Annotated in this window: 16 protein-coding genes and 4 CRISPR repeat arrays (1 of these 20 cut by a window edge); of the genes, 2 read left to right on the forward strand and 14 right to left on the reverse strand. The window is 44.9% G+C overall.

The annotated features are described in order from the left end of the window. The first annotated feature begins 280 nt into the window (after positions 1–280). Positions 281–1,651, forward strand: a complete 1,371-nt coding sequence (locus tag FD04_RS08345) for a sugar porter family MFS transporter (protein ID WP_056948240.1) — start codon at positions 281–283, stop codon at positions 1,649–1,651. Between the two features lie 158 nt (positions 1,652–1,809). Next, positions 1,810–2,028 carry a hypothetical protein gene (locus tag FD04_RS08350; protein ID WP_054700450.1) on the forward strand — a complete coding sequence of 73 codons (219 nt, stop codon included), beginning with the start codon at positions 1,810–1,812 and terminating at the stop codon, positions 2,026–2,028. Between the two features lie 335 nt (positions 2,029–2,363). Further along, positions 2,364–3,733: a CRISPR direct-repeat array (repeat unit 28 nt; unit sequence GGATCACCTCCGCATACGCGGAGAATAC). 223 nt (positions 3,734–3,956) lie between these two features. On the opposite strand, the gene FD04_RS08355 is transcribed toward FD04_RS08350, so the two are convergent. The 14 genes from FD04_RS08355 to FD04_RS08420 form a co-directional block, all read right to left on the reverse strand. Then, on the reverse strand, positions 3,957–6,476 hold the full coding sequence (locus FD04_RS08355) for an AAA family ATPase (RefSeq protein ID WP_056948242.1): 2,520 nt from the start codon (positions 6,474–6,476) through the stop codon (positions 3,957–3,959). A 19-nt stretch (positions 6,477–6,495) separates the two neighbouring features. Continuing rightward, a complete protein-coding gene (locus FD04_RS08360; RefSeq protein WP_054700448.1) occupies positions 6,496–7,143 on the reverse strand; it encodes a hypothetical protein in 648 nt (215 codons plus the stop codon). 369 nt (positions 7,144–7,512) lie between these two features. After that, a CRISPR array of direct repeats spans positions 7,513–10,543; the repeat unit is 28 nt; unit sequence GGATCACCTCCGCATGCGCGGAGAATAC. Between the two features lie 107 nt (positions 10,544–10,650). Further along, positions 10,651–10,857, reverse strand: coding sequence for a hypothetical protein (locus FD04_RS08365; protein WP_054700447.1), 207 nt, complete (start codon positions 10,855–10,857; stop codon positions 10,651–10,653). After that, complete coding sequence (locus FD04_RS08370; RefSeq protein ID WP_156660428.1) at positions 10,854–12,110, reverse strand: DUF6883 domain-containing protein; 1,257 nt, start codon at positions 12,108–12,110, stop codon at positions 10,854–10,856. The genes FD04_RS08365 and FD04_RS08370 overlap by 4 nt, the downstream gene beginning before the upstream one ends. Further along, positions 12,028–12,414, reverse strand: a complete 387-nt coding sequence (locus FD04_RS08375; protein ID WP_054700442.1) for a phage portal protein — start codon at positions 12,412–12,414, stop codon at positions 12,028–12,030. Before FD04_RS08375 ends, FD04_RS08370 begins: the two co-directional genes overlap by 83 nt. A 4-nt stretch (positions 12,415–12,418) precedes the next feature. Then, positions 12,419–12,995: direct repeats of the CRISPR family, unit length 28 nt; unit sequence GGATCACCTCCGCATGCGCGGAGAATAC. Positions 12,996–13,024: 29 nt separating this feature from the next. Next, on the reverse strand, positions 13,025–13,915 hold the full coding sequence (cas2e, locus tag FD04_RS08380; protein WP_056948246.1) for a type I-E CRISPR-associated endoribonuclease Cas2e: 891 nt from the start codon (positions 13,913–13,915) through the stop codon (positions 13,025–13,027). Further along, the gene (gene cas1e / locus FD04_RS08385) at positions 13,912–14,865 is read right to left on the reverse strand and encodes a type I-E CRISPR-associated endonuclease Cas1e (RefSeq protein WP_056948248.1); all 954 of its coding nucleotides are present in this window, start codon (positions 14,863–14,865) and stop codon (positions 13,912–13,914) included. Before cas1e ends, cas2e begins: the two co-directional genes overlap by 4 nt. A 3-nt stretch (positions 14,866–14,868) precedes the next feature. Beyond that, positions 14,869–15,531 (reverse strand): type I-E CRISPR-associated protein Cas6/Cse3/CasE, encoded by a 663-nt coding sequence (gene cas6e / locus FD04_RS08390; protein WP_056948251.1) that lies wholly within the window; start codon positions 15,529–15,531, stop codon positions 14,869–14,871. A gap of 12 nt (positions 15,532–15,543) precedes the next feature. Then, the gene (cas5e, locus tag FD04_RS08395) at positions 15,544–16,233 is read right to left on the reverse strand and encodes a type I-E CRISPR-associated protein Cas5/CasD (RefSeq protein WP_056948253.1); all 690 of its coding nucleotides are present in this window, start codon (positions 16,231–16,233) and stop codon (positions 15,544–15,546) included. Further along, positions 16,214–17,293 carry a type I-E CRISPR-associated protein Cas7/Cse4/CasC gene (gene cas7e, locus FD04_RS08400; RefSeq protein ID WP_162255760.1) on the reverse strand — a complete coding sequence of 360 codons (1,080 nt, stop codon included), beginning with the start codon at positions 17,291–17,293 and terminating at the stop codon, positions 16,214–16,216. The genes cas5e and cas7e overlap by 20 nt, the downstream gene beginning before the upstream one ends. Next, a complete protein-coding gene (gene casB / locus FD04_RS08405; protein ID WP_056948257.1) occupies positions 17,283–17,891 on the reverse strand; it encodes a type I-E CRISPR-associated protein Cse2/CasB in 609 nt (202 codons plus the stop codon). The genes cas7e and casB overlap by 11 nt, the downstream gene beginning before the upstream one ends. Positions 17,892–17,896: 5 nt before the next feature. Further along, entirely contained in the window at positions 17,897–19,618 is a 1,722-nt protein-coding gene (locus FD04_RS08410; protein ID WP_056948259.1) for a type I-E CRISPR-associated protein Cse1/CasA, read from the reverse strand. Further along, positions 19,602–22,361, reverse strand: coding sequence for a CRISPR-associated helicase/endonuclease Cas3 (locus tag FD04_RS08415; RefSeq protein ID WP_056948261.1), 2,760 nt, complete (start codon positions 22,359–22,361; stop codon positions 19,602–19,604). The genes FD04_RS08410 and FD04_RS08415 overlap by 17 nt, the downstream gene beginning before the upstream one ends. Positions 22,362–22,595: 234 nt before the next feature. Then, the gene (locus FD04_RS08420; protein ID WP_054700437.1) at positions 22,596–22,784 is read right to left on the reverse strand and encodes a hypothetical protein; all 189 of its coding nucleotides are present in this window, start codon (positions 22,782–22,784) and stop codon (positions 22,596–22,598) included. A gap of 295 nt (positions 22,785–23,079) precedes the next feature. Beyond that, positions 23,080–25,906: a CRISPR direct-repeat array (repeat unit 28 nt; unit sequence GGATCACCTCCGCATGTGCGGAGAATAC); it runs 563 nt beyond the window's last position.

Consider the following 25,906-nt stretch of genomic DNA (forward strand, 5'->3'; position numbering starts at 1 on the left):
GACACGACCAATTTAATTTTTTGATCACTAGTTAAGTCACAACTAATTGCGCTGGTATAACGCCAAAAATAATTTCACTCGCTCACTCGACTCGTTAAGCCCCTATACTAATACCCATCACGCCTTCACAATCTTGAAAACGGTTACTTTAAAAATCAGAAACCGCTTTCTTTTTCTGAAAGGAGTGCTATACTAATCCACGTTAGTTGCTCTAGTATACCAACTTGATACTCAAACAACCCCAACTCACACAATTTAATTCATAAAGGGGACTCATTTCATGCGAAAAGTATCGACTGGTTTTGTCTACTTCTTTGGTGCTTTGGGTGGCTTGTTGTTCGGGTACGATACCGGGGTTATCTCCGGTGCGATCCTGTTCATCCAAAAGCAACTGCACTTAGGCTCATGGCAACAAGGTTGGGTCGTCAGTGCCGTGTTACTCGGTGCCGTGCTCGGGGCCGCAATCATTGGCCCATCATCTGACCGCTATGGCCGTAAAAAATTACTACTGCTTTCTGCCATTATTTTCTTCATTGGTGCCTTAGGGTCAGCGTTTTCACCAGAATTCTGGACACTGATTGTTTCGCGGATCATCTTAGGGATGGCCGTTGGGGCTGCTTCAGCTCTGATTCCAACCTACTTGGCCGAATTAGCGCCCGCTGATAAGCGTGGGACCGTTTCATCGCTGTTCCAATTGATGGTCATGACAGGTATCTTACTAGCCTACATCACCAATTACACGTTCTCTGGTATGTATACTGGCTGGCGTTGGATGCTGGGCTTCGCTGCCATTCCAGCCGCCATTCTCTTCTTAGGTGGTTTGATTTTACCCGAATCACCCCGTTTCTTGGTTAAGTCTGGTCGTGACGAAGAAGCCAACGCCGTGTTGTTGAACATGAACAAGGGTGACAAGTCAGCCGTTGACGCTGAACTGGCCCAAATTCAACAACAAGCTGCCATCAAATCTGGTGGTTGGAGTGAACTCTTCAGCAAGTTCGTTCGCCCTTCCCTCGTTATTGGGATTGGCTTAGCCATTTTCCAACAAGTCATGGGTTGCAACACCGTGCTCTACTACGCACCAACCATCTTCACTGACGTTGGCTTCGGTGTTTCTGCCGCCCTACTTGCCCACATCGGTATCGGTATTTTCAACGTGATTGTCACCGCTGTGGCCGTGGCCATCATGGATAAGATCGACCGAACCAAGATGCTCATCGGCGGGGCCATCGGCATGGGCGTGTCACTATTCATCATGAGTTTCGCCATGAAGTTCTCTGGTGAATCTCACGCTGCCGCCATCATCTGTGTGCTAGCCTTGACCATCTACATCGCCTTCTTCTCCGCCACTTGGGGCCCCGTCATGTGGGTCATGATCGGTGAAGTCTTCCCACTCAATATTCGTGGGTTAGGCAACTCATTTGCATCCGTCATCAACTGGGGTGCTAACATGATCGTCTCACTGACCTTCCCATCACTGCTTGACTTCTTCGGTACTGGTAGCTTGTTCATCGGCTATGGTGTCCTGTGCTTCGTCTCTATCTGGTTCGTTAAGAAGTACGTCTTCGAAACCCGGAACCGTTCACTGGAGGAAATCGAAGCGACCTTACGTGAAAAGGACGATGAAGTCGAAAACACCGTTACCACTCATTAATCTCGTTAACCTTTTTTCTAAATAACCCAATAAGACCACCTAGTCTATGAGCTAGGTGGTCTTATTTTGTCTGAAATACTCTGTAGAAATGCCCTTTTTTCAGTGATGTGCGCATTGTTCATGGTACGCTTTTGTCATCATAACCACGAGGTGATTTCATGTTTCGAAAAATGCTACGCATCGCCTGGGAAGCGGTAGATACCCGTGTTCATCCAAAAGGCTTGATTCTTGAACAACTGATATTTTACAACGTGGCACTTCTGGTTGCCCCCTACTTTCCCGGCAGTAAATGGCCGCTGTTAATTACCATTACCCTAAGTCATTTTATTGGCTGGTACGATGTTTATTTGCAGTGGCGGGAGAAGCATGGCAAGTAGGCTGGCCATCCTGGTAGTATATGGCGTTCATTGTATCTAATACTGGGTTGTGCTAGGATTTGAGCTGTAGGTGGACGATTTACTTCCTTGTCGTCTATCCGCCTTTACCTTATTTAGTGGCACCGTTTTGGTTGGCGGTGCTATTACATGCACATTTGCCCGTAATCTCTTCGTTGGTTGGAGAGATTACGGGCAAATTTTTGTCTTACTGTTGAAGATGCTTCTGATGGTAAGAAAGACTGTAATTGTATTGTTGACCCAAGTCTGTCCCTTTAGATTGCCTCCGTATGTGCGGAGAATACTTGAGATAACGAACCTGGTCGAAGGTATTGATGGGATTACCTCCGCATACGCGGAGAATACATCGGATGACATTTTGAGCAAAGCAGCATGATGGGATCACCTCCGCATACGCGGAGAATACCTACAAGTCCCACCAAGAAGTGGCCCTGCGATAGGATCACCTCCGCATACGCGGAGAATACACATCGAATTTGATGGAGGCGGGATGAATGAAAGGATCACCTCCGCATACGCGGAGAATACTCAAGAAACAAGGACTCAATGATTTGATTCGTGGGATCACCTCCGCATACGCGGAGAATACATTCACTTTTACGTGCGATAACGAGATCAGTTGGGATCACCTCCGCATACGCGGAGAATACTTTAATTGAACACGTCAAAAAAATGGGGGTTCGGGATCACCTCAGCATACGCGGAGAATACTGTACTCATCAAACCATGATTGACGCTCATGTGGGATCACCTCCGCATACGCGGAGAATACATTAACTGCTTTGATAATGTGTTCAGCGACTGAGGATCACCTCCGCATACGCGGAGAATACATATTTCGATGCGACCTTTCACGATGGGTCGCAGGATCACCTCCGCATACGCGGAGAATACTTCCCAAACTCATCAGTAGTTAGTTCCTTGTTGGGATCACCTCCGCATACGCGGAGAATACAACATCAGTGGTGAAGCCATGAAATACAAGCTGGGATCACCTCCGCATACGCGGAGAATACCCCTTGGCCAGTGGGCTAGTCGCGCTGACGTAGGGATCACCTCCGCATACGCGGAGAATACACGCCTTACTTGCCGATACCCATGTACCGTTAGGGATCACCTCCGCATACGCGGAGAATACTATACGCGCAACACTTAGACCATAAAATTGAGTGGATCACCTCCGCATACGCGGAGAATACTTCATCTGAGCTTTAGTCATATCCGGTGTATAGGGATCACCTCCGCATACGCGGAGAATACCAAAATGAGCATGAATTCATTCTGGCATTCATAGGATCACCTCCGCATACGCGGAGAATACCAATCCATTTAAAAACTTCCACCCGATCAAAGAGGATCACCTCCGCATACGCGGAGAATACTAGATTATAGTGACATCAACGGCGACCTTAACAGGATCACCTCCGCATACGCGGAGAATACTGCAATTTGGTTCGGTGGTGAAGACAACATCAGGGATCACCTCCGCATACGCGGAGAATACCTCGCAGGAGTGATAGTAAATGAGGCCTAGCTAGGATCACCTCCGCATACGCGGAGAATACTGATTGAAATATTGCGAAAGCCAGTTTTATTTGGGATCACCTCCGCATACGCGGAGAATACGATTTAACGCCGATATCGTTCGTGACATGGCAGGGATCACCTCCGCATACGCGGAGAATACACTAAATAATCACCGTCACATCAGCATTTCTAAAATAGAATAAGCGTCTTTTTAATCACTTTACACTTTTATCATACCACCATGACTAAAAAATCTGTCATCTCGTTCATGAATGGACTTGTAAAAAAACATTTCATTTTGAATTTAAAAAACAGATTTACTAGCTAACCATTGTACGTAACGGTTAACTAGTAAATCTGTTTTAAGTTTCTACTAAAGTTGGTTATTCCCAGCTCATGCTATCAAATAGCAAATCATCAGAGATTGCAGTGACTTCTTCTGTATCTGGATGTTCGCCAAGCCAAAGTTTATGCTGTGCAATCAGCTTGTCAGCAAAGTTACGTGCCCAACGGCCGTTACTTCGTTCAGCATCCGGTAATTGCTTGTATTTATTAACGACGATGCTCTTAAGTAAACCGTCATTGAAAGTCCAATCCTTCTTTACGATTGCAACAACGATTTCAGCAATTTCTTCAGGAGTATAATCTTCAAATTCAAGTGTCAATGGTACACGTGAGCGTAAGCCCGGGTTAGCTTCCAAAAACTGATTCATTTCATCAGTGTAACCCGCGAAAATGGCAACGAACTTATCTCGATTGTTTTCAAGTTCAGTGATAAAAGTCTCCACTGCTTGCTTACCAAAGTCATTTTCAGAGTTCACCTGTGTCAGTTGATAGGCTTCATCTACAAAAAGAACCCCACCCATTGCATTTCGGATTGCCGTACTTGTCTGTGCTTCAGTTTGACCAACATATCGCCCGACTAGATCTGCTCGAGAGACCTCGCTAACTGTGTCCTTAGGTAAAATGCCCAAGTTATAGAACAGTTTTGCAATAATTCGGGCGACAGTCGTCTTACCGGTACCTGGTGCGCCAGCAAAGACCATGTGGTATGTTGGGCGATTACTTTCTGGTAATTTATCTTCAAGTAATTGTTCAACTCTAATTTGTTCAACTAAATCCGCCACATAATCCTTAACGCTGCGTAAACCAATCATGCCGTTCAACTCTGCAAGCAAATTATCAACTTCATTGGCCTTACTGTCATCGTCACCACCAGTTAAATCATCAATATCAGCATTCAAAATAGTATTGAGATCTCGTTGATCGTTGTCCATGGCGTTCATAGCAACCGTACGAATCAATTGATCATTAAAGTTTCGAACCCATCGACCGTTACTGTGGTCGACATCCGCTTTAAAAGCTTTTTTGACTGCTTCTTGATAATGGTCTTCGTCAAAAATAAACTGCTGACTACGCAGTCCCAGAACACCAATACGAGCAACCTCTTCCGGCGTGTAATCCTCGAAAGTAAAGACATTTGGTGCTCGCGAAGTTAGACCTGGATTCATGTTCATGAAATCTTGCATTTCTTTAGTATATCCCGCGAAGATAATCATTAAATCGTCTCGATGATCTTCCATATACTTCAAAATCGTATCAACGGCTTCTTGACCCCAGTTAGTCCCACCTTCTTGATAAAGTGAGTAGGCTTCATCAATAAAAAGTACGCCACCTAAAGCCGCATCCAATACCTTTTGCGTCTTTAACGCTGTGCCACCAACATTTTCAGAAACCAAATCTTGTCGACTAACTTCAACGTAATTGTTCTTTGGCATAACGCCATTCTCAAACATCGCCTTGGCCACAATTCTAGCAACAGTCGTTTTCCCAGTCCCTGGATTCCCAAGAAAAAGTGAATGTAACGATTGCGCAGTGGTCTTTGCACCCTGTTCTGCCCGTTGTTTAGTAAACGCTGCAACCTTGATAAAACTATCGATTTGTTTCTTTAGTTCAGTCAAACCAATCATTTCGTGTAACTGATCAATGGCTGGCTTTTCAGCAGGTTTGGGTTCTTCAGTAGGCGCTTCAGCTTCTGTTGGCGTCTCTTCAGTCTCCGGTTGCTCAGTTGGTTTGTCCGTCGGTGCTGGCTGTGGGTTACTGGTTTGTTTTTGAGGTTCTTTGATTTCGGCATTAGTGACATAAACATCAGAAGATTCCTCTGATAGAATCGTTAGCTCATGTAATGGATCAATATTGGTTTGTGGAATATTAATCCGACTCGCAATAACATGCGCATTAAAATTACCCTCAGGAAGTACAAGCCCATCAGCAGTAAGAACTGAACCGTCGGCAATTGCTGCGAAATACCAATCATCAATCGCATCGGCTAGATAAAGCGTGTCCGAAACAACCTCACTATGATCATCAACACCCAGAAAATGTCTTATCTGACTAGCTTTAGTTTCTAACCGTGACGCATTCACTTTTACAACTGATAAATCACTTTGTGAGGCTAGAGCATAACCACCTGCCGCAATGTAAAGACTCGTCCCTTTTTCTGAACTATGCTTGAGTTCACAAGCAGTAAAACCGGCGTTACCGCCATCTAAGTAAACTGTTGGATACTCATCACTATGATTGTTTGAGAAAACAACCCGCTTTGCAATTAACTGCGCGCCTGACTTGACCATACAGGTGTTATTGTCTGTCATTTCGCCAACTACAGTTAAATTTTCGAGCTTCAACGTGCCATTTTCTTTTACTGTAAATTTTGTATGAATAATAACGTCGCCAGGTGTATTACCATTACCACGAATTTCAATATTTTTAATGCTATAGCCATCCGTTGCTTGATATTCCCCAGGATCAATAACAACCACATCACCAGCCTGACTTGACGTTATTGCATCCTCAAGTGAGTGCTTTCCAAATCCCATTCCAACTGAAATTGCATGTCGCATTTTCTAACCTCCCAACTCTTTACAAATCCATTTTCTTAGCTTGACTAATCATATAAATTAAACCAATCACGCCAATGAAGACACTAAACAAGAACTTCATCATGAAAATGAACCAGCGAATCAGTGCGTAAATACCAATCCAGATGAGTGATCCACCAACTGCGCCAACAGAGTAACCGAAGAAGAAGGCCCATAAATTGCCACCTTTACCCTTTGAACCACGACCAATTTCTTGTAAAATCGTGACCGTAAATGGGTAGAACAGTGCATCTAAAATGAAAAAGCCATTAGTTGATGCGGTAACGTCCGTCACGATACTAATCATCATGAAGTAAGCAACAATAGCAAATGCATACTGTTTCAGCCAAAAGCTAACCGGTTGCATTGAAAAGATACTCTTCAACCAATGCCCAATTGATTTCCCTTCTGTATTAGCTTGTGGATGCACGCTATCAGTACCGAAGTTCGGTGTGTTGTCAGCTGATTCTGCAGGATTAACAGTGGTACCGAACTGTGGCTGATCTTGGTTAGGCGTTGATGTTGCCTCTGTATTTGCTGCCCCAGTCCCAAATTGTGGTTGTTGTGAGGAATTCGGCGTGACTGTTGGTTCAGTCGGCTTGTCCTCTGGTGAATCTGCGTTAATTCCAAACTTTGGCTTATTATCCATAACTCTATTTCCCCTTTTTTGAAAATCCCTAAGATTTGCTATTCATCCATTTTACCGCATTTGTTAAATATTTTTATCGTAAACTTAATTTTTAATTATTACAATTTGTTGACAGTTCACAATGCGACACTGAATGACCGAATTAGCTTTTAGATTTAACCGATTACTTTAATGTATTGATTTTTGATGAACCAAGCCGCACCATCTAGTTTTTTGTTAGATAGTGCGGCTGATGTTTAAAGAAACATAAAACTGTACGCAATCACAACAATCATAACCACCAAACATTTCTTCTGATATGCCACAGTCACAGTACTCACTAAATTACACCAACCTATAAAAGGCTAACTTATGGTGATTTAAGTGATGTATTTCCCTCCGCATGCGCGGAGAATACTTGAACGATATTGGTGTTGGCACTCGGTACACGGGATCACCTCCGCATGCGCGGAGAATACTTGAAAAAGTCATCGCTATCCACGGGGCTGACGGGATCACCTCCGCATGCGCGGAGAATACCACACCAGAAAAGCAACGGAACATGGCTACTGAGGATCACCTCCGCATGCGCGGAGAATACAACATTGGGGTATCCGTAGCCACATCAATCAGGGGATCACCTCCGCATGCGCGGAGAATACCACTTGCTTACCCCAACCACTTTTGAAATAACGGGATCACCTCCGCATGCGCGGAGAATACACTTTTTTGAACTTTTTTACCATCATATTTTAGGGATCACCTCCGCATGCGCGGAGAATACTTTATTAACGGAATTATAATAATAGGCTTCTCGGGGATCACCTCCGCATGCGCGGAGAATACATAACAACTCACAAGGTTATCTTAGATTTATTGGGATCACCTCCGCATGCGCGGAGAATACTTTACGGTTAAAATTGAGCGCCTACCAGAGCCGGAATCACCTCCGCATGCGCGGAGAATACGTTACCGTGATAATTTTGTTTGAGTTTGGCATGGGATCACCTCCGCATGCGCGGAGAATACGAACTACTTAACCAGAATGGACAACAACCAAAGGGATCACCTCCGCATGCGCGGAGAATACCCGTTTAAATAAAATTACAGTAAGTTACACCAGGGATCACCTCCGCATGCGCGGAGAATACAAATCGTTAAAAAATTAAATGATACTCACGTTGGGATCACCTCCGCATGCGCGGAGAATACCTTATTCTACCAAAAACGCCCCGTTTCAGGGCGGGGTCACCTCCGCATGCGCGGAGAATACCTAAAACCCTATTTAAAGTTGGTCAATCAGTCGGGATCACCTCCGCATGCGCGGAGAATACAGACTGAAATCACCATGCTGAGCAATTGGAGTAGGATCACCTCCGCATGCGCGGAGAATACAATGTGACCAAACCCAGACATAAGATCACTTCCTAGTTTTTGGGATCACCTCCGCATGCGCGGAGAATACGTCTGGACGGTCTGAACATTGGTAACCGGGTTAGGATCACCTCCGCATGCGCGGAGAATACTTTTAGAAACAAAATGAGCCGTAAGCCTCATTAGGATCACCTCCGCATGCGCGGAGAATACCCGGCCCATGCACCTTTCAGCCAACCAGTGATAGGATCACCTCCGCATGCGCGGAGAATACATAAGTTCCAATTGGTTCGGCACCTTGACTTGGGGATCACCTCCGCATGCGCGGAGAATACTATGGGCTATCTCGAAACTTCTCAGCCCACTGAGGATCACCTCCGCATGCGCGGAGAATACCGGAATGCGTCCCGGTGAAGTTGGCGGGTTACGGGATCACCTCCGCATGCGCGGAGAATACCGCTTGCCACGTTTAGTTTCGTACACGTAGATAGGATCACCTCCGCATGCGCGGAGAATACAGCTTTATCATGATTGGTTGGTTGAAAATGATGGGATCACCTCCGCATGCGCGGAGAATACATGAACGCCATCATTGACGCCGAACAACAGTTAGGATCACCTCCGCATGCGCGGAGAATACTCTTAAAAAACTTGGCAAGTGCTACAATGATGGGGATCACCTCCGCATGCGCGGAGAATACTTGTGCCAGTACCGGTAAGAGAATCCAACTGAGGGATCACCTCCGCATGCGCGGAGAATACTCGGTCAATTCGCTACCAAGTAACGCCAAAAAAGGATCACCTCCGCATGCGCGGAGAATACACGGTGGTAATGGTAAAGGAACGTTGTTAGAGAGGATCACCTCCGCATGCGCGGAGAATACTGACGGAAAGTGGCCGTGTTCATCAAGATTTGGGGATCACCTCCGCATGCGCGGAGAATACAGAGATTGATGAAGATGTTCGTGGAGTAATCTGGGATCACCTCCGCATGCGCGGAGAATACTGATTATGATACGTATAAAATCATTAAAACAGAGGATCACCTCCGCATGCGCGGAGAATACTTTAATGTATGAAACATTGCGGGTTAGGCGTAAAGGATCACCTCCGCATGCGCGGAGAATACTCATTTATCAACAAGGTGATTTTTGCCGAACCGGGATCACCTCCGCATGCGCGGAGAATACCCGTGTGCACCTTTCCAGTAAGTGTACGCGATAGGATCACCTCCGCATGCGCGGAGAATACCCTTTTGAGTGGTACTCATGCCTTTCATTTGCTTAGGATCACCTCCGCATGCGCGGAGAATACTGACCACGGCTGCAGTCACAAGTAAGTCGGTGTAGGATCACCTCCGCATGCGCGGAGAATACCTGAATTTTGCCAGTCATAAATCATCGTGTTAAGGATCACCTCCGCATGCGCGGAGAATACTTTGAATGTAGTGAGTGCTGACATCTTTAGTCGGGATCACCTCCGCATGCGCGGAGAATACTGCCCTGCAATAACTGGATAAGGGAATTGCACGGGATCACCTCCGCATGCGCGGAGAATACAGTTTCACACACAACCGAAGCTATCAAGCAAGGGGATCACCTCCGCATGCGCGGAGAATACTTGCTGTGACAGTGATCGTACCATCTGCTGATGGGATCACCTCCGCATGCGCGGAGAATACCTTCAACCATATCTTTATCACTCACACCATGCGGGATCACCTCCGCATGCGCGGAGAATACTGCACTGGCTCAACGTGGGCGATGCCATGAGCAGGATCACCTCCGCATGCGCGGAGAATACTGCAGCCACTTTTGCCACTCTTTGAAGCTGATGGGATCACCTCCGCATGCGCGGAGAATACATCTCTGTTTTGGCTTTGAAGACTGTTGGTAGAGGATCACCTCCGCATGCGCGGAGAATACTTGTCAAAGAAGAAGCTGGCAGTATCAAGTTCGGGATCACCTCCGCATGCGCGGAGAATACTTCACTTAGATCAAATCTTAGGTTCTGACTGGAGGATCACCTCCGCATGCGCGGAGAATACGCATTTAAAGTCGTGGGAGACTAACTCAGGTTGTTCTTTAAGGCCCGCAACACACGGAAAAGGGCATAAAAAAAACACTCACAATGGAGTGCTAAAGCAGTATGTTTTTAGTTATCTTGTTGAACGACATGGGTTACATCCTTACGCGGAACGTCAACCTGCACATAATCATCGCCTACTTGGAGATCAACAAGCAGACTATCCGTCGAGATTTCTAATACTGTACCCCACACCAGCTTTTTATGATATGGGAACTCAACCGCGTCCAGTTGAGTGATTAATTTTGTTGGGTCAAGCTGGTTATCAGTATTCATCGTTTTTTCTCCTTTACGTAAAGTGATATTAGTCGAGGAATGCCCTTTTCATTGACCATCCACGCAGTTCGAACCTTATGTCGTTGCCCGTTAGGTCCTTTTAGAGGAATATCCACTGAATAACGGGTACCCCATTTGTCGGTGGTACCTTGAACAGCGTTAAACTTACCGACATTAGCATAGATATTGTCGATTAGGTGTTGGTAATCAGCTTTAGTATAACCCAGTGCGCTCTTAAATACACGTGCCTTGTCCTTGCCTTTTAGGCTGCCAAAATTCAAAACATAATCTCTAATTTTGGGTGTTGGAATTGTTGCTTTCTCAAAGTTTGGTAGCAATTCATTCGCAACAAATGGCACCTTTATACACCGGCAATTTGGGTGTGTATCACCAGGAATTGATGGTACGTCATCAATATGATATGGTCCTCCACTGGCAATACCCGCACATAAACTACAGGCGGTTGGCTCAGCAAGCCAGGTTATCCATGTAACCTTTTGCATTCGGAACGTCGTCATATCTACTTCATCAACTAAACGAGCTGATTCAGTACGAACAATACGTTGAGTATTGTATCGTTCTTGAGCGATTCGGTCAGCTAAGGATTGACGTGGTTTAAACTGATCTTTGTTAGCATGTTTGGCTAAACCATCTTGGAGTTCAACTAAACTTGCGCCATGTTTCAGGTATTGGTTAACCAGGTTCTCCACATCATTTGCTAATCCGTCATGATTCGACCATAATCGTGAGCTCCACTGCTCCGTATTCGATGGGTCGGTAATGACACTGCTCACCTTTTTAGCTTGCTTAGATGTCAATTTATAAGCTTTTTTCATCCGCTTAATTTCTGCTTTGCCATCTTGGCTAGTGCGCGTAATTATTGTTCGCTGAGTCTTGGTGGTAGCGCCAAGCAATCCTAAACCGATAATCGCTGTGAGCATGTGCGATTTGTTAATGCCAGCCATCGCGCCGTATGCTTTGGCACGAATGGTGGCTTCTTCTGGCCAGTCTGACATATCCATTTGGCTGATTGCCTGCTGCCACTGCTTCAAGTCCCATGTAGAGACACGGGCACTGGCTTGTGCAATCGACAACCTATTCTTATCAGCATATTGCTGATAGAACTGTAGCAAATGGTCGCGAATATAGGCTAATGCCTCATCGTAATACTCATCTGTTTTCTTGTCCGTTTGGTTGTCCAGCCGAATCAGTTGATTCATCCGTTGCTTTTGCTGCACTATCGTCAGTGGCATTTGCTACACCACCCTTCTGTTGGTCAGTCAGGTAGCTTTGCACGACATTGGCTGTCGTTTGTTGGTCGTGTTCTTGCTGCTCGTGCAGTCGGTCAACTTCCTTTTGTGGATCGTCGATACCAGACAGGTAGCTCAACTTGGTTGGGTCACTGACTTGTCCGTTCAGAGTAGCCACAATCGTAGCTTCCTCACTCACATTGTGTGGAATTGATTGCTTATGGTCGAACGTCAGGTCAGTTACTTCACCAGACCAGTTGTTGTATGCAAACACAATTTTAAACAACTGGCGTAAAGCGCGGTCCATTTTGGGATCACCTCCGCATGCGCGGAGAATACCTCATACCAGAGCCAACCAACTCTTGCACGATAGGATCACCTCCGCATGCGCGGAGAATACAGCATGGGTGACAAGCTAAAGTACACGCAATTGGGATCACCTCCGCATGCGCGGAGAATACGTAAGACGAGTGATACTGGTAAAGGTGCTGCTGGGATCACCTCCGCATGCGCGGAGAATACAGGCTGATGAACAAGCTGATGCACCAACTAATGGGATCACCTCCGCATGCGCGGAGAATACAATTCTAGTGTCAATTTCTCATCCCCTTACATAGGATCACCTCCGCATGCGCGGAGAATACCTCAGATCACAAGCCTGCGTTGATCCTGAACCAGGATCACCTCCGCATGCGCGGAGAATACTCACTCGATTTGAGCTGACCAATGGGCTGTTTAGGATCACCTCCGCATGCGCGGAGAATACATAGATAAAGTTAAGGTTGTCGTCAACCTTTAGGGATCACCTCCGCATGCGCGGAGAATACTCCACCTATTTTTCTAAGGTTGGGACGTGGTGAGGATCACCTCCGCATGCGCGGAGAATACACTAAAAAATCCCTACAACCACGCCATTCTTAAATTTGCAAATTGCCATTTTCAATCAGTTTGGTCGCCAATTTCAATGTTGCTCTCGCATCCGAAAGTGCATGATGTGGTGACGGATTTTCAATTGAATAGTTTGATAAAGTCGTCATTAATCGATAGTTATCTAAAAATTGATTAGTTTTCTTTACCACTGGCAACAAATCGATTCTACGATTCGTCAATTCGGTTATGGCGTTTTTTTCAAATCCAGTCGTTAAAAATTCATCATCAAACCGCAAATTATACCCACAAATAGGTAAATCACCAACAAACTGCTTCAATTGTTCTAAAGCAGATGTTAATGATATGCCCTGTGAATCTAAATCATGATTTGATATTCCCGTCAACTCTGTAATGGCTTCCGGAACGTCTAATTTAGTTTTTACTAAAACATCAAAATCCTCAAATTTACCTGTCTTACCCATTTTTACAGCACCGATTGAAATAATTGCATCTTTTGTTACATCTAATCCAGTAGTTTCAACGTCCACTGCCACAAGTTCAACTACTTCGGTAGCATTCACTGCTTTGTTAACTTTCTTAGACATTTTCTGAGCCATTCGCCGCTTAGCTGCGTCACTAAAGCCGCGTTTTCTAGCAGTAGGTGCTTGTTTCAAATGTTTCATTAGTGGGACTCCATCAAAATCAATCACCTGATAATCATTTCGTGTTGTCCGAAATTGATAGCCAAATTCATTTTTAGCATTGTAAACCATGGTCGCTTGACCCTGCCCAATATCACGGCAAATTCGCTTCCAAACCAAATCTCTAACTTTAGCGCTCACATTCCCAACATAAACACCTGTTTGGACTTCCTGATACCATTTCGTTAAAACACCACGTAATGAAGCCGGCACTTTGGTCAAAGTAATGACAATCATTGGCTTTCGACCTTCTCTTCTTCGTGATACTGAACGCCAAATTTCTGCAGTCCTTCACGGTCGTCCCATAAGTTCATGGTTTCGACCGGTTCATCATCGGGATCTATGCCTAATATTGATTTCAAATCAGTCACCATTCGAACGAGTAACTTGCCGTCAACAAAAGCATCTCGCATTGCTAGACGCGTCAGTCGTCCAATATTGGCATTCTCTTCGGCGTTCTTCACGACTTCAAAAGCAACCGGAATGGAAACTTCCGCCTTATACAGGTCCGCAAAATCATAGACAAACGATAAATCGTGTCCTGTGTGTACAAAACCTAACCCAGCCGAGGCACCTAAAGCAACGATAACACTATAGCTTAATCCATACAGCGCCTGGTGTGCTGCGGTTAGCGCCTGATTAATTGGCGTACTAGAATCAAAGTCATCGGGCCGATAAGTCCTTTTTGTCCACGGCACCCCTGTTCTCTCCGAAGCTTCTTGATAAACTCGACGAACGCGTGCACCCTCTTTGCCACGTAATGCTTGCATACTATAATGTGAAACATCCTCGTTAGGAAATCGCATCTGATACATCTTACGGGCAACCATTAACCGCGAACGCTTATTAGAAACTAACTTTGCTTGAGCCTCAAGCAATAACGACGAATGACTTAATGCGCGACCGTGGGCATACTGTCGCACGCCACGTTCGCCTACCCAGATGACACTCATACCGGAATCGCCCATCAATTCCATTGCTCGGTGAGTCACCTCAACGCCGGGGCCCAGCATCAACACGCTAATAATTGCAGCGGGTACGAAAACCGTTCCCTGACTATCAGTTACTAAAATTGCGCTATCCTGTCGATTTAACCTTGCATGTTCCAGATACAAAAAAGTTGTCCGATTTCGAACTCTCTCTAATTCGGAAAGGTCAGTTTTCTTGGCACCAGCTTGATTTTTCATAAGCTATCCCTCCGGAATAACCGTCATTAATCCCATTCCAAACGCTTTTTCACGACCGATACCCTGTGTTAGAGCTTGTTTAAACAGTTCAAGGTCATCGATTTTTAATTGGCCCTCAAATGTCACTTGGCTAAGTCTGATACCTCGTCCCGATTTGCGATGCAGTGGGACTCGCTCACGACTGACAACATCAAAAGTAAAATTATCCGTTCCATCTGAGTTGGCTTGACCTAATACTTTAAATCCAGCTTTAGCAGACTTATTTACCAACCACTGTCGCTGTTGTTGAACAGTAACATGCGGATAAACTTTGCCGCGATCACTTCCGGGTTGCATAACTGCATAGGTCGGATTGGCGGTCAATCGAAATCTCATCGTCTGCCCCTGAACTAAGGATGCTAGAAAACGATCATATGATTTTATTTGTACGGTACCCTCAACGCCATACGTCACTAATTTTTGCGGATTGGGTTGTGAGTCACTTAGCACAAGCAAGTATTGCTTGCCATGTAGTGTATCAATTCGCCATAAATGCCGATTTCGAATACCCGCGGCCATCTCATCAGGAAAACTCTCTTCAACCCAATTATGATATGCGCCCAAATGCGTCAAGTCTTTAATTTTTTGACGATTTTTCATATCTATTTCTACTCTAGATAAGAACATAGCGACTCCTTTCTACAGGTATGACAATGGATCATGCTCTTGGTACATATGATTTTTGAGTTCAACATTCGTTCTAGCTTCACTGCGAAAACCATATCGACGTCCTCGCTGATCGAACGAAATCACCTGATCCTTGATGACGTAACTCCGACTTCCAGAAAGTAACTTAGCATCAGCAATTAGTTCTATTGAAATAGTTTCGTGATTATTATCTGTTTGATACCATTTTGCTGCTTGCCACTCTATCTCTCGCAATGCATCAACCGGATTTTTATCGGCAATTATGTGTGTCTTCAAGATCCCAGCTGGTGCGTTTGACCGTCTACCTAAATACAGTTGAAACTTTGGATGTTTTAATGCTGATTCAAGTTCATCTACAAACGCATCGTTTTCACTGCCAATGGCGACCACAAACACTGCGTCCTGCAAGTAATCCCGGTACGTGATTTTACGTGTGTCTTTTTTCCATTCTACCGTCTGAAATTCATGCAATACCTTACCAGGTTGATCAATACGCACCGCAAACAACAAGTCATTCAAGTCGGTAATACGTTCATCATCCCGATGATAACCAAGTGCAGCTGCCAGCATGCCAATTACCGCACTTTTTGAAGGATAATCATTGGTCGTTCTCCGCGTAAACGTCGCTTCGTTGCCAAACGACTGTAGTGGTGCCTTAAAATTAATCGCTAAAGTTTTCATCCTGCACCGCCTTCTTCAGACCGTCAGATACTTTGTTGAGCAAATCATCCACGTTAGTTGCCGAAACGACACCGTCAAGATCTTTAGCCTCAAATTTACTCAATACTGCGGTAAGTTCAGGCTTTTCAACATATTGGCTAGTTGAATCATATTCGGCCTCAAGTCTTTTAATTGAAGCCTCTACATAACCATCGTTTGACTTGACCGGTTTTTCAAACGCTGACACTAAGTTGACGGGTGTGTCCGTTCTCAAACTAACCATTACATAATTAGGTAGTGTTTTATTGGCATAACTATTTTGCTTACCCGTTGGCATCGAAAGTAAGAAGCTCTTAATATAATTCAGTGCACCGTCAATTGCAGCCTCTTCACCAATATTATGCATTAATTCATGCAAATTGAGGTTGGCATATCGGTACAAGGTGGCCGAATTGTACTCCGACGTTCCAAGCATTGCTGCACCGGTATTATCTTCGGGTTGATCATCATCTAGCGCAGTATAGTAATCAAATTCAGGAATAATTTCGTGCGTCGAAATGGCATGCGCAACTTGTGCAGATGCTTCAACATTCAATTCTGGATTATCAGCCACCATCCGACCAAATAACGCTAAGTCCAAGGACTGGTTACCTTTTAGTACAGCCTTGACTTCTTTTTTATCCAATTCATCGTGCGAGAGAGCGTACTTAGCTAACTGCTCCAACTGGCCACGACTGACCATCAATAGTGCACCAGTTTGACGGTCTTTAGTTAATTTAACCCCAGCTGTTTTGAACACTGCATCAACCTTTGCAGTCACATCATCTTCAGATAATGAACTATCTAAATCTGTAATACTTTCAGCCAACAATTTTGCGGCATTCTTGGTCCGTAAGCCTTCTGAGACCTTCTCCGCTTTAAATACATCTCGCATCGCATGTTTCCAACTTTGAGACGAAACTCGAGCACGAGTTACGCCACCGTACTGCGCAGTTTTTGGTGCACCAGTGTCGTCGCGGTTAATGTTTGAAGAAGGTACAGTTTGTAACACGTTAATATCCACATACAAATTACTCATGATCAGTTATCTCCTCTGCTTTTTGTTGACTATTTTCTGTCCGATAGTATTTTTGACCCCAACTCAACTTAATGCGGTTGGCGTATTCAAAGTTGGCCTGGAACCAATATAAATCCTCTGCAAGTCTTGGAAAATCAATGGTGCCGGTTTTGTCGTTTGACTTCACAATATTGCCCAGTGAAACCAAGCTATGAATGACACTGTCCACCGTAGTTGCCGACACTAACGTTTGAAAACGACGATCAAGCGCATCCGAGCTCTCAGCAGTACCACGTAACTTAGCTAATCTTGAAAAGAAATTCAAGTTTGAATTCGAATCATCTTTTTTCATTAAATAAACCGGTGTTTCTCGTCCTTGTTGCTGGTTGGCAAACAATCTCAATGCGGCAAAAATCGCAACTTCTGCATGTGTCGGCGTCCCATCTTCGCTTAAATACTTACGATCCAATGCAGCAAAGATGATTGGCCAAACCGGCTGAGCTTTTGGACTGGTGATTGTTGCCGCACCTCGTAAGCTTGCTAAAGCTGCTCGATTAAGATTTCCATCAGCATACAACCGTCCAATAATTCGTTGTGTTACTTTACCAATTTCAAAACTCATCTAACTCACCTTTTTCCCAATTCTAAATCTTGGCTAACCCAATAATTCAGTTGATTTTTGGCAGTAAAAATATTTTCCAACTTTCTATTATCGTTTTTATCAACAATCGTGATGCCTTTAATATCTCGTGGAGAGGCTTCCTTCATGAAAGCATCAGTTTGTTCATTTACAATTTTCCGCAACGCTTGTTGCCATTCCTCCGATTTCTTATCCCGATCATCCTGGTCCGTTAATGACTGTAGCCATGCCTTGAATGGCTGATTTAAGCGATCATAAAACTTCGCACTTTCAGTATTGGCAAAAGCTTTAGAATCAATATTTCGAATTTGCCCGATTTTAGCCACAAATCGCCAATAATCAGACCCGACTTTTTGCGTTCTATCAATCAAGCCCATAATTCGACCAGGCCAAAAATCGTCGCTGTCATCAAAAAGAATCCCAGCACTAACACTCATATCATCGACTACTTCTGCAACTGGTGCTTGGGATGTCGCGTTACCATCACTAATTAATGCTGTGGACACTAGGTTAATCTGCTGAGCATCTGGAATGATGTCCGCGTCATCCAAGGTATTTAACCACTTAACCAACCCCGGCTTAAACTGACTGTCTTCTTCACTCGTTTTAACGTATGACCCAAAATTACGCCACATTGCGATGCCAAGTGAGCGGAGGCCCTTAACGGCTGGTTTAAAGTTCTCAACCGTCGCGTGTTTATCACTTTTATCAATTTTCCAGACAGTCATCGGCTCCAAGAAGCAGTTGATACTACTAAACATCGGCAAACCTGCACTAAAAATGGTTGGTTGGTCTTCTTGCCACTCAATATGGATCACACGTGACCATGCCGTATACAGGAACGCTAAATTAGTAGGCGCTTGTGCCAACTTACGTTCTTCAACATACTTGATTACGGTGTCATATTCCCAAACTGGTTTTTGATTCTGATAAATCTGATCACCGTCTGTTTGCACAAGCACCAAATTTAACATCAAGGTATCAAATAACGTTTGACCTTTAGCGAACACCGGATTTAATCGATACAGCCAGCCAGCTGGGTTAGAAAATTTCTCTTCCATTTCAATTTTGGTTTTGTCCGTGACGCCGGTAAAGTTCTGATACGAAATAAGCCAGCGGACCAATTCTGGAATGGTGATTTGGTCCTTAAATTCAGCAACTTTGGGTGAAAAGATTGCTGGTGTATTACCACTCTCCGATACTTGCCGGTTAATTTGTTTGACCGAAACAGTACCGGTTCCAGTCGCAATCTTCTTTTTGGCGGGAACCAACTGGTCGTATTCGTCAGCGGTCACTTGATAAAACGGTGTTCCACCAAAAAAATCAAATTTTGACTGATACAGTTTCAGATATTGCACAACAACGTCAGAAAACTTACCAGATTGATATAAATCATCCCAAGTATCCAATAAATCATCAGGCTGGTAAGCAAAATCATCTACTGCAGCCTTAACCTGCATTGAGTCTGAGTCAAGTTCTAGCCAACTATACGGTTCATTGTTGGCGTCGAAACGTGAGTAGACCGTGTGCAAAACTGCCAGTAGCAGCCGCATAATTACTAAATCTTGGGTTTTCATCTCACCCGCTAATTGTCGATACTGTTGAGCATGTTCGAATAGCGTTGTGAGTGAAACCGTTTGTTCTTCACCGGTTTCAAGTTCAAGCACTTTAATCCAAGGATCTGTCACCAAATTAAATTGTTGTACCATCGTCACCCTCCCTTTCGTAGCTGAGTCCCCGTTCAATTGAATAGTGCAACTGCCAAGCGCCAAGTTGAGCGTCGTTGTTATCATCTAAAGGCAATGCAAGTGCGCCTTTCAGCCACTTACTAGCCTGCCAATCTGGGAAAAGACGACTGGTTCGGCGCTCTAATTCTTGAATCGCACTATCGATGTCTCTCGTCACTGCTGCCGGAATGCGAATTAACTGTGTCGCGATTTCCTTTGACTGGCACTCTTTCAAGGGTCTGCCGTCCAATAGAAAATTGCCATCTGACGTATGTTGAACAAGAATGACTTCCAATGTTTCTTGAATATCCCGAACAGCGGCACTAGCACGTTGTTCGCTTTGATCGACATTTTTTTGGCTACGGCTTAACCAACCGTGTAAATTATCACGTCGGCCAAATTTAGGTCGATCAATTCGAAACACTTTTGCTTTGTCTTCTTTTTGTTTCAAGTCGTGTTCAAAGTCCCGTTTAGCAGCTATGATACCGGATTCATCGGGGTCCTGATTAAAATTGTAAACCTGTTGCACCAATTTTGAAATATCACCAGGTAAATTAATTGACTTGTCTAATACTTCATCTGTCTTCATCAATAAGTATTTACCGTAAATCGACTCATTCGCATCACCATACTCACCCATCTTTTGAATACCCATTACAACAAGCTTTGGTTCTTGCAATTTAATCGGTCGTTCAATCTGACGACGATGCAATCGGCCGGCACGTTGTAGGATTAGATCCATCGGAGCAATATCCGTATACATCACGTCAAAATCTATGTCGAGTGATTGTTCAAGAACCTGGGTACCAATAACTACGAGTTTTTCAGGTCGTTTGCCTTTTTTCCCAATCAAGTTTTGTAAATATTGTTCACGCTTAACTCGCTCCGGTGCCAATAAGGCTGAATGAAGTAGCACACATTCAATATCTTCCGGTAAAATTGCCGCTAATTGTTGTGCACGTTTGACCGTATTTACAATAATTCCGGCCACTCCGCCACCATCAATATCAGTTAATACCTTTTGAATTAACGCTTCATCATCTATGTTCAGTCGTTGAACGTTTAACTGAAGTGGTTTTTGATCAGAAACACCTGGGAATTCGGTTGTTTGCTTAACCTGTTTACCATCCAAAATTGTAAGTAGTGGATAAGCTTCAGAATCACGCCAATTATCTGGGACCAATGATTCATCAACGTTGTTGAAATTAGCATTATATTTACCTTCGAAGTAAGCCTTCAACAGGTTATTGCGAGTCTGCTTAGGCAAAGTTGCTGACAGAATGACCACTGGTACGTGATAAATACCTAGCCAATTTAAAGCCCGGTATAAGAACTGGTCCATAAAGCAGTCGTATGCGTGAGCTTCATCGAGAATAACTACCTTATCACTCAGACCAATATGCCTCAAAAACAGATGTCGCTGTTTTAACCCCATCAATAATAAATTATCAACAGTACCCACACTGAATTTGGAGAGAATCGATTTTTTACCAGAAAACCAACTATTAATCGTTACAGCACCGGTATCTTGAACGTTGGCTGCGGTTGGAAGACTTTGGTAGTTCGGATTGAACTTCGATTTTCCATGCATCAAATTAATCGAAAAATTAGTGTCCTGCCGTTGCGCTTGCCAAGACAACCAGTCATCCACCCGATCAAACATTGCGTTAGAGGTTGCCTGAGTTGGTAGTCCGAAGAAAAGACCGTCGCTACCAGTTTTATAGGCGAGCTGTTCAGCTGCCACCAAGGCAATTTCAGTCTTGCCTAAACCCATCGGCGCCTCGACGACGATGATACCTGGGTCCTTACAATCATTAATGGCCGTTGTCATAGCTTTTTGAACAGGCCGAGGTGAAAATCCCCAGCGGGCTTCATAGGGATCCTGATTACCATTACTAATGTTTTGTGGTTGCCACTTGTCATCAAGTGACCAAGTTAACATTGCAGACTGAAAACGACTGGTTTCATCAATATCATCAAACGATTCGTCAATACCAATTAGTGGAAACATGACTTTATCAGTGTCATTGCCTAACCACTCACTGGAAGCTAACCAATCAGCAGTGATTAATAGCCCTTCTAAGATTACAGCCTGTGGTTGAGTCACATTGGGTACTTCGTCTACTGATTCATATCCAGCTTTTGATAGTGCCATTTCGACTAACGCACGTTGGACGTCTTGCCAAGGTTTTTGGATTTCAGGGTCCTGATCGCTCTGCCAATAATTGGCTTTATAGTCTTTGATTTGTTTTTTCGGCTTATTCTCATCTGGCATCCCGTGATGGGCCCCAATGATTGCACCGATTGATTCTGGTACGCCATATTCTTCTAAAATCGCCTCACCGGCTCTACCATGTGGTGACTGTTTTCTCGCTGCTAAATCCGTTTCGTCTAAACCGGTAAAACCACTCTGAATGAGTTGTTCAATTAAGCGACCATCAATTTCTTGCTCATGTCCATATGAGGGCTGCGTCTGAAATGATGGAAGCGCTTTCCCAAGATCGTGGCTGAAGCCGATAAATTTAACCAGTTTTTGAAGACTTTCTTCGTTTAAATTAGTCAATAGAAGTCTTTTTTGGCTATCACTGAGCCAATGATTAAATAGCCAATTGATGGTTAGTTCCGCATCCTCCAAATGAGTCAGTAGCGGGAGCCACAGTTGTTGCCCATCTTCCGTTCGTTTCTTACCCCAGAGTGCTTTGATTTGTTGATTGGTGTTTGCCATTTCGTTTGTCTTCTTTCTGGTAAATACAATGTTATCTAAATTTACCTAAAGCATAAACAACTATCGCTAAAATTTCAAGTATTTATACCTGAATTTCGTTAATAGTTGTTTTCAACACCTGCTAATGCAGGGAATACTTTCGCTCTAGTAAAAACAATTGGATCACCCTCGCACAGCGAGGAACAACATATCACAAAATGAGTATATCATTATTTTGATTAGGTTGACTAATTTTCAATAATCAATACCAGGTTCTATTACCGGTTCAAAGGGTTTTCCAGTTAAAAGCGCTTCACGAATGTGGTGCACAACATCGGTATCATTTAAATAAATTGGATAAGCAATGCTGAAAAATTCGCAGTACGCAAAAATTAATTGCTCGTCTGGAATTGCTGCTACTTCAGCGGGACTCATTGGCCGCATAGACCCACCTCCTTATTGAATTGTATGGAAAACACGATTCGTGTGCGTTTGCAGTGGTGATTGAATCGCCTCCGCATTTACGGAGAATACATTGCACTGGTTGTCTTCGCTACCCCACCTTTGGAATCACCTCCGCATGTGCGGAGAATACGAGCTTGCTCTTTTTGCGACGGTTTTTGGGGGAGAATCACCTCCGCATGCGCGGAGAATACCGCTAGACACCGCCAAGCTGACCACGATTGAGAGGATCAGCGGAGAATACATCTGGAAGCAGCTCAAAATGACCGCGAGGCTAGGATCACCTCCGCATGTGCGGAGAATACTTGATGTGGAGACCGTGAACGATTCCAGGCATAAGGATCACCTCCGCATGTGCGGAGAATACTCACACAAGCCAACTGAAACTGGTTCAATACTGGGATCACCTCCGCATGTGCGGAGAATACCGACCATGGACCAACCTACTACCAAAACCGTCGGGATCACCTCCGCATGTGCGGAGAATACACTTAATCGATTTGTTATTGGTGATGGTGAGCTTGGGATCACCTCCGCATGTGCGGAGAATACAGCTCGCCCAGATAGTGACGATGAGTTTTTGCGGGATCACCTCCGCATGTGCGGAGAATACTCGCTATGAAGATTAAAGAAAACACTGCCCTTAGGATCACCTCCGCATGTGCGGAGAATACTTGCAGGCCTGTCTAAGTTGGTTAAGTGCCTCGGGATCACCTCCGCATGTGCGGAGAATACACCCGAAAAGGCCGTCATGTTTAGCCAGTACCTGGATCACCTCCGCATGTGCGGAGAATACATCGACGCCAGCAAGCAAGTAGCTGGCAACTGGGGATCACCTCCGCATGTGCGGAGAATACCAGTGACTAAAATTCTACAAACTGAACGGTTTGGGATCACCTCCGCATGTGCGGAGAATACACTTTCGCAAACCAACGGCGGCCGCTACACGTAGGATCACCTCCGCATGTGCGGAGAATACTAATTGTGGTAGAACGAGTTTGAAGACAATTTGGGATCACCTCCGCATGTGCGGAGAATACCCTGATAGGTCTTACTGCTGGATAGCTTTTTCAGGATCACCTCCGCATGTGCGGAGAATACAATGGTACGAGAACTATTTAAGGAAAAAGTGTGGGATCACCTCCGCATGTGCGGAGAATACAAAAAGATACCGCCTAAGCCCAGTGCAACAGGGGGATCACCTCCGCATGTGCGGAGAATACCGCCTCAGCATCCTCATCAACCCAACCCATCGGGGATCACCTCCGCATGTGCGGAGAATACAATGAAAAGATGTTTCTTAGATAATATTTCCAGGGATCACCTCCGCATGTGCGGAGAATACTGAATCAACAAATTAGCCCGATGCCTGAGTTTGGGATCACCTCCGCATGTGCGGAGAATACTGTGTATCTTAGTCCGGTGCCAAGTTTGTTTGAGGATCACCTCCGCATGTGCGGAGAATACCGCAATGAACCAGATAATGAAAAGATTGTAGCAGGATCACCTCCGCATGTGCGGAGAATACGACCTAAATAAATACGGTACTGTTCCGGGAATGGGATCACCTCCGCATGTGCGGAGAATACGGCATTTGTACCCCAAATGTTCCCCAAGATATCAGGATCACCTCCGCATGTGCGGAGAATACTGCCTTCAAGTTCTGAATCGTATTTTAGTAGGTAGGATCACCTCCGCATGTGCGGAGAATACTTCTTTTTGCTTTTTACGCTTGATATACAGGCGGGATCACCTCCGCATGTGCGGAGAATACTTAAGTTCAAATAGTATTCAAAATCTTTAGCAGGGATCACCTCCGCATGTGCGGAGAATACTTTGAGTGGCACCAAATCACGACTGATCAATCGGGATCACCTCCGCATGTGCGGAGAATACTCACTGGCAATTCGCTTGCCAAGTCCGTTATCGGGATCACCTCCGCATGTGCGGAGAATACCAGGGCGAAGCTGACTTGTATTTCAAACTGTTAGGATCACCTCCGCATGTGCGGAGAATACATTGCCTTATGATGTTCAAGACGCTAATCGCAAGGATCACCTCCGCATGTGCGGAGAATACCTCAAGAACGTGTTGTCGTCCATCTCAAAGTGGGGATCACCTCCGCATGTGCGGAGAATACGTAAGTGTGTAGGGTATGTATGGTTGTGACGGGGGATCACCTCCGCATGTGCGGAGAATACAAATTACTGAAGAAAATTATAGCGATTATATTGGGATCACCTCCGCATGTGCGGAGAATACTTGAAAATGTATTAGTTTCAACTACGATTTCAAGGATCACCTCCGCATGTGCGGAGAATACTTCGAAAAAGATTCAAAATTTGATACATTTTGGGGATCACCTCCGCATGTGCGGAGAATACCTCAGTATGCTGCTAAACCGTTCGCTGCACTGGGGATCACCTCCGCATGTGCGGAGAATACACAGCGGGAAAAGATACCGTGACGGCGGCATTGGGATCACCTCCGCATGTGCGGAGAATACTAGAGAGGTGATGATAATGAGGCGATATACTTTAGGATCACCTCCGCATGTGCGGAGAATACACAGCGGGAAAAGATACCGTGACGGCGGCATTGGGATCACCTCCGCATGTGCGGAGAATACCGGTTATTGAGTGGCTGGAAGGAAGGTGAGCAAGGATCACCTCCGCATGTGCGGAGAATACCACGGTAAGTCGCATCAGCTGGAATCCGCATGGGGATCACCTCCGCATGTGCGGAGAATACTCTGTAATGTTTTCCCAATTATTTGGTGTTAAGGGATCACCTCCGCATGTGCGGAGAATACACTGACACCAAGACACAGGCCAAGCAAGCTGAGGGATCACCTCCGCATGTGCGGAGAATACAGGGACAAGCAACGGGGGCGAAATAGATGGCAGGGATCACCTCCGCATGTGCGGAGAATACTATTTAGACGATATGTCGATGCTGGGACAGATGGGATCACCTCCGCATGTGCGGAGAATACCAAGTCATCCGGATTGACGACATAAGCGTCAAAGGGATCACCTCCGCATGTGCGGAGAATACTTGGCAAAGAATTACCAAAGGTTGGTTCACGTAGGATCACCTCCGCA

Origin of the sequence: Secundilactobacillus odoratitofui DSM 19909 = JCM 15043 (assembly GCF_001434895.1) — a bacterium.
In the GTDB taxonomy this organism is placed as follows: Bacteria; Bacillota; Bacilli; order Lactobacillales; family Lactobacillaceae; genus Secundilactobacillus; species Secundilactobacillus odoratitofui.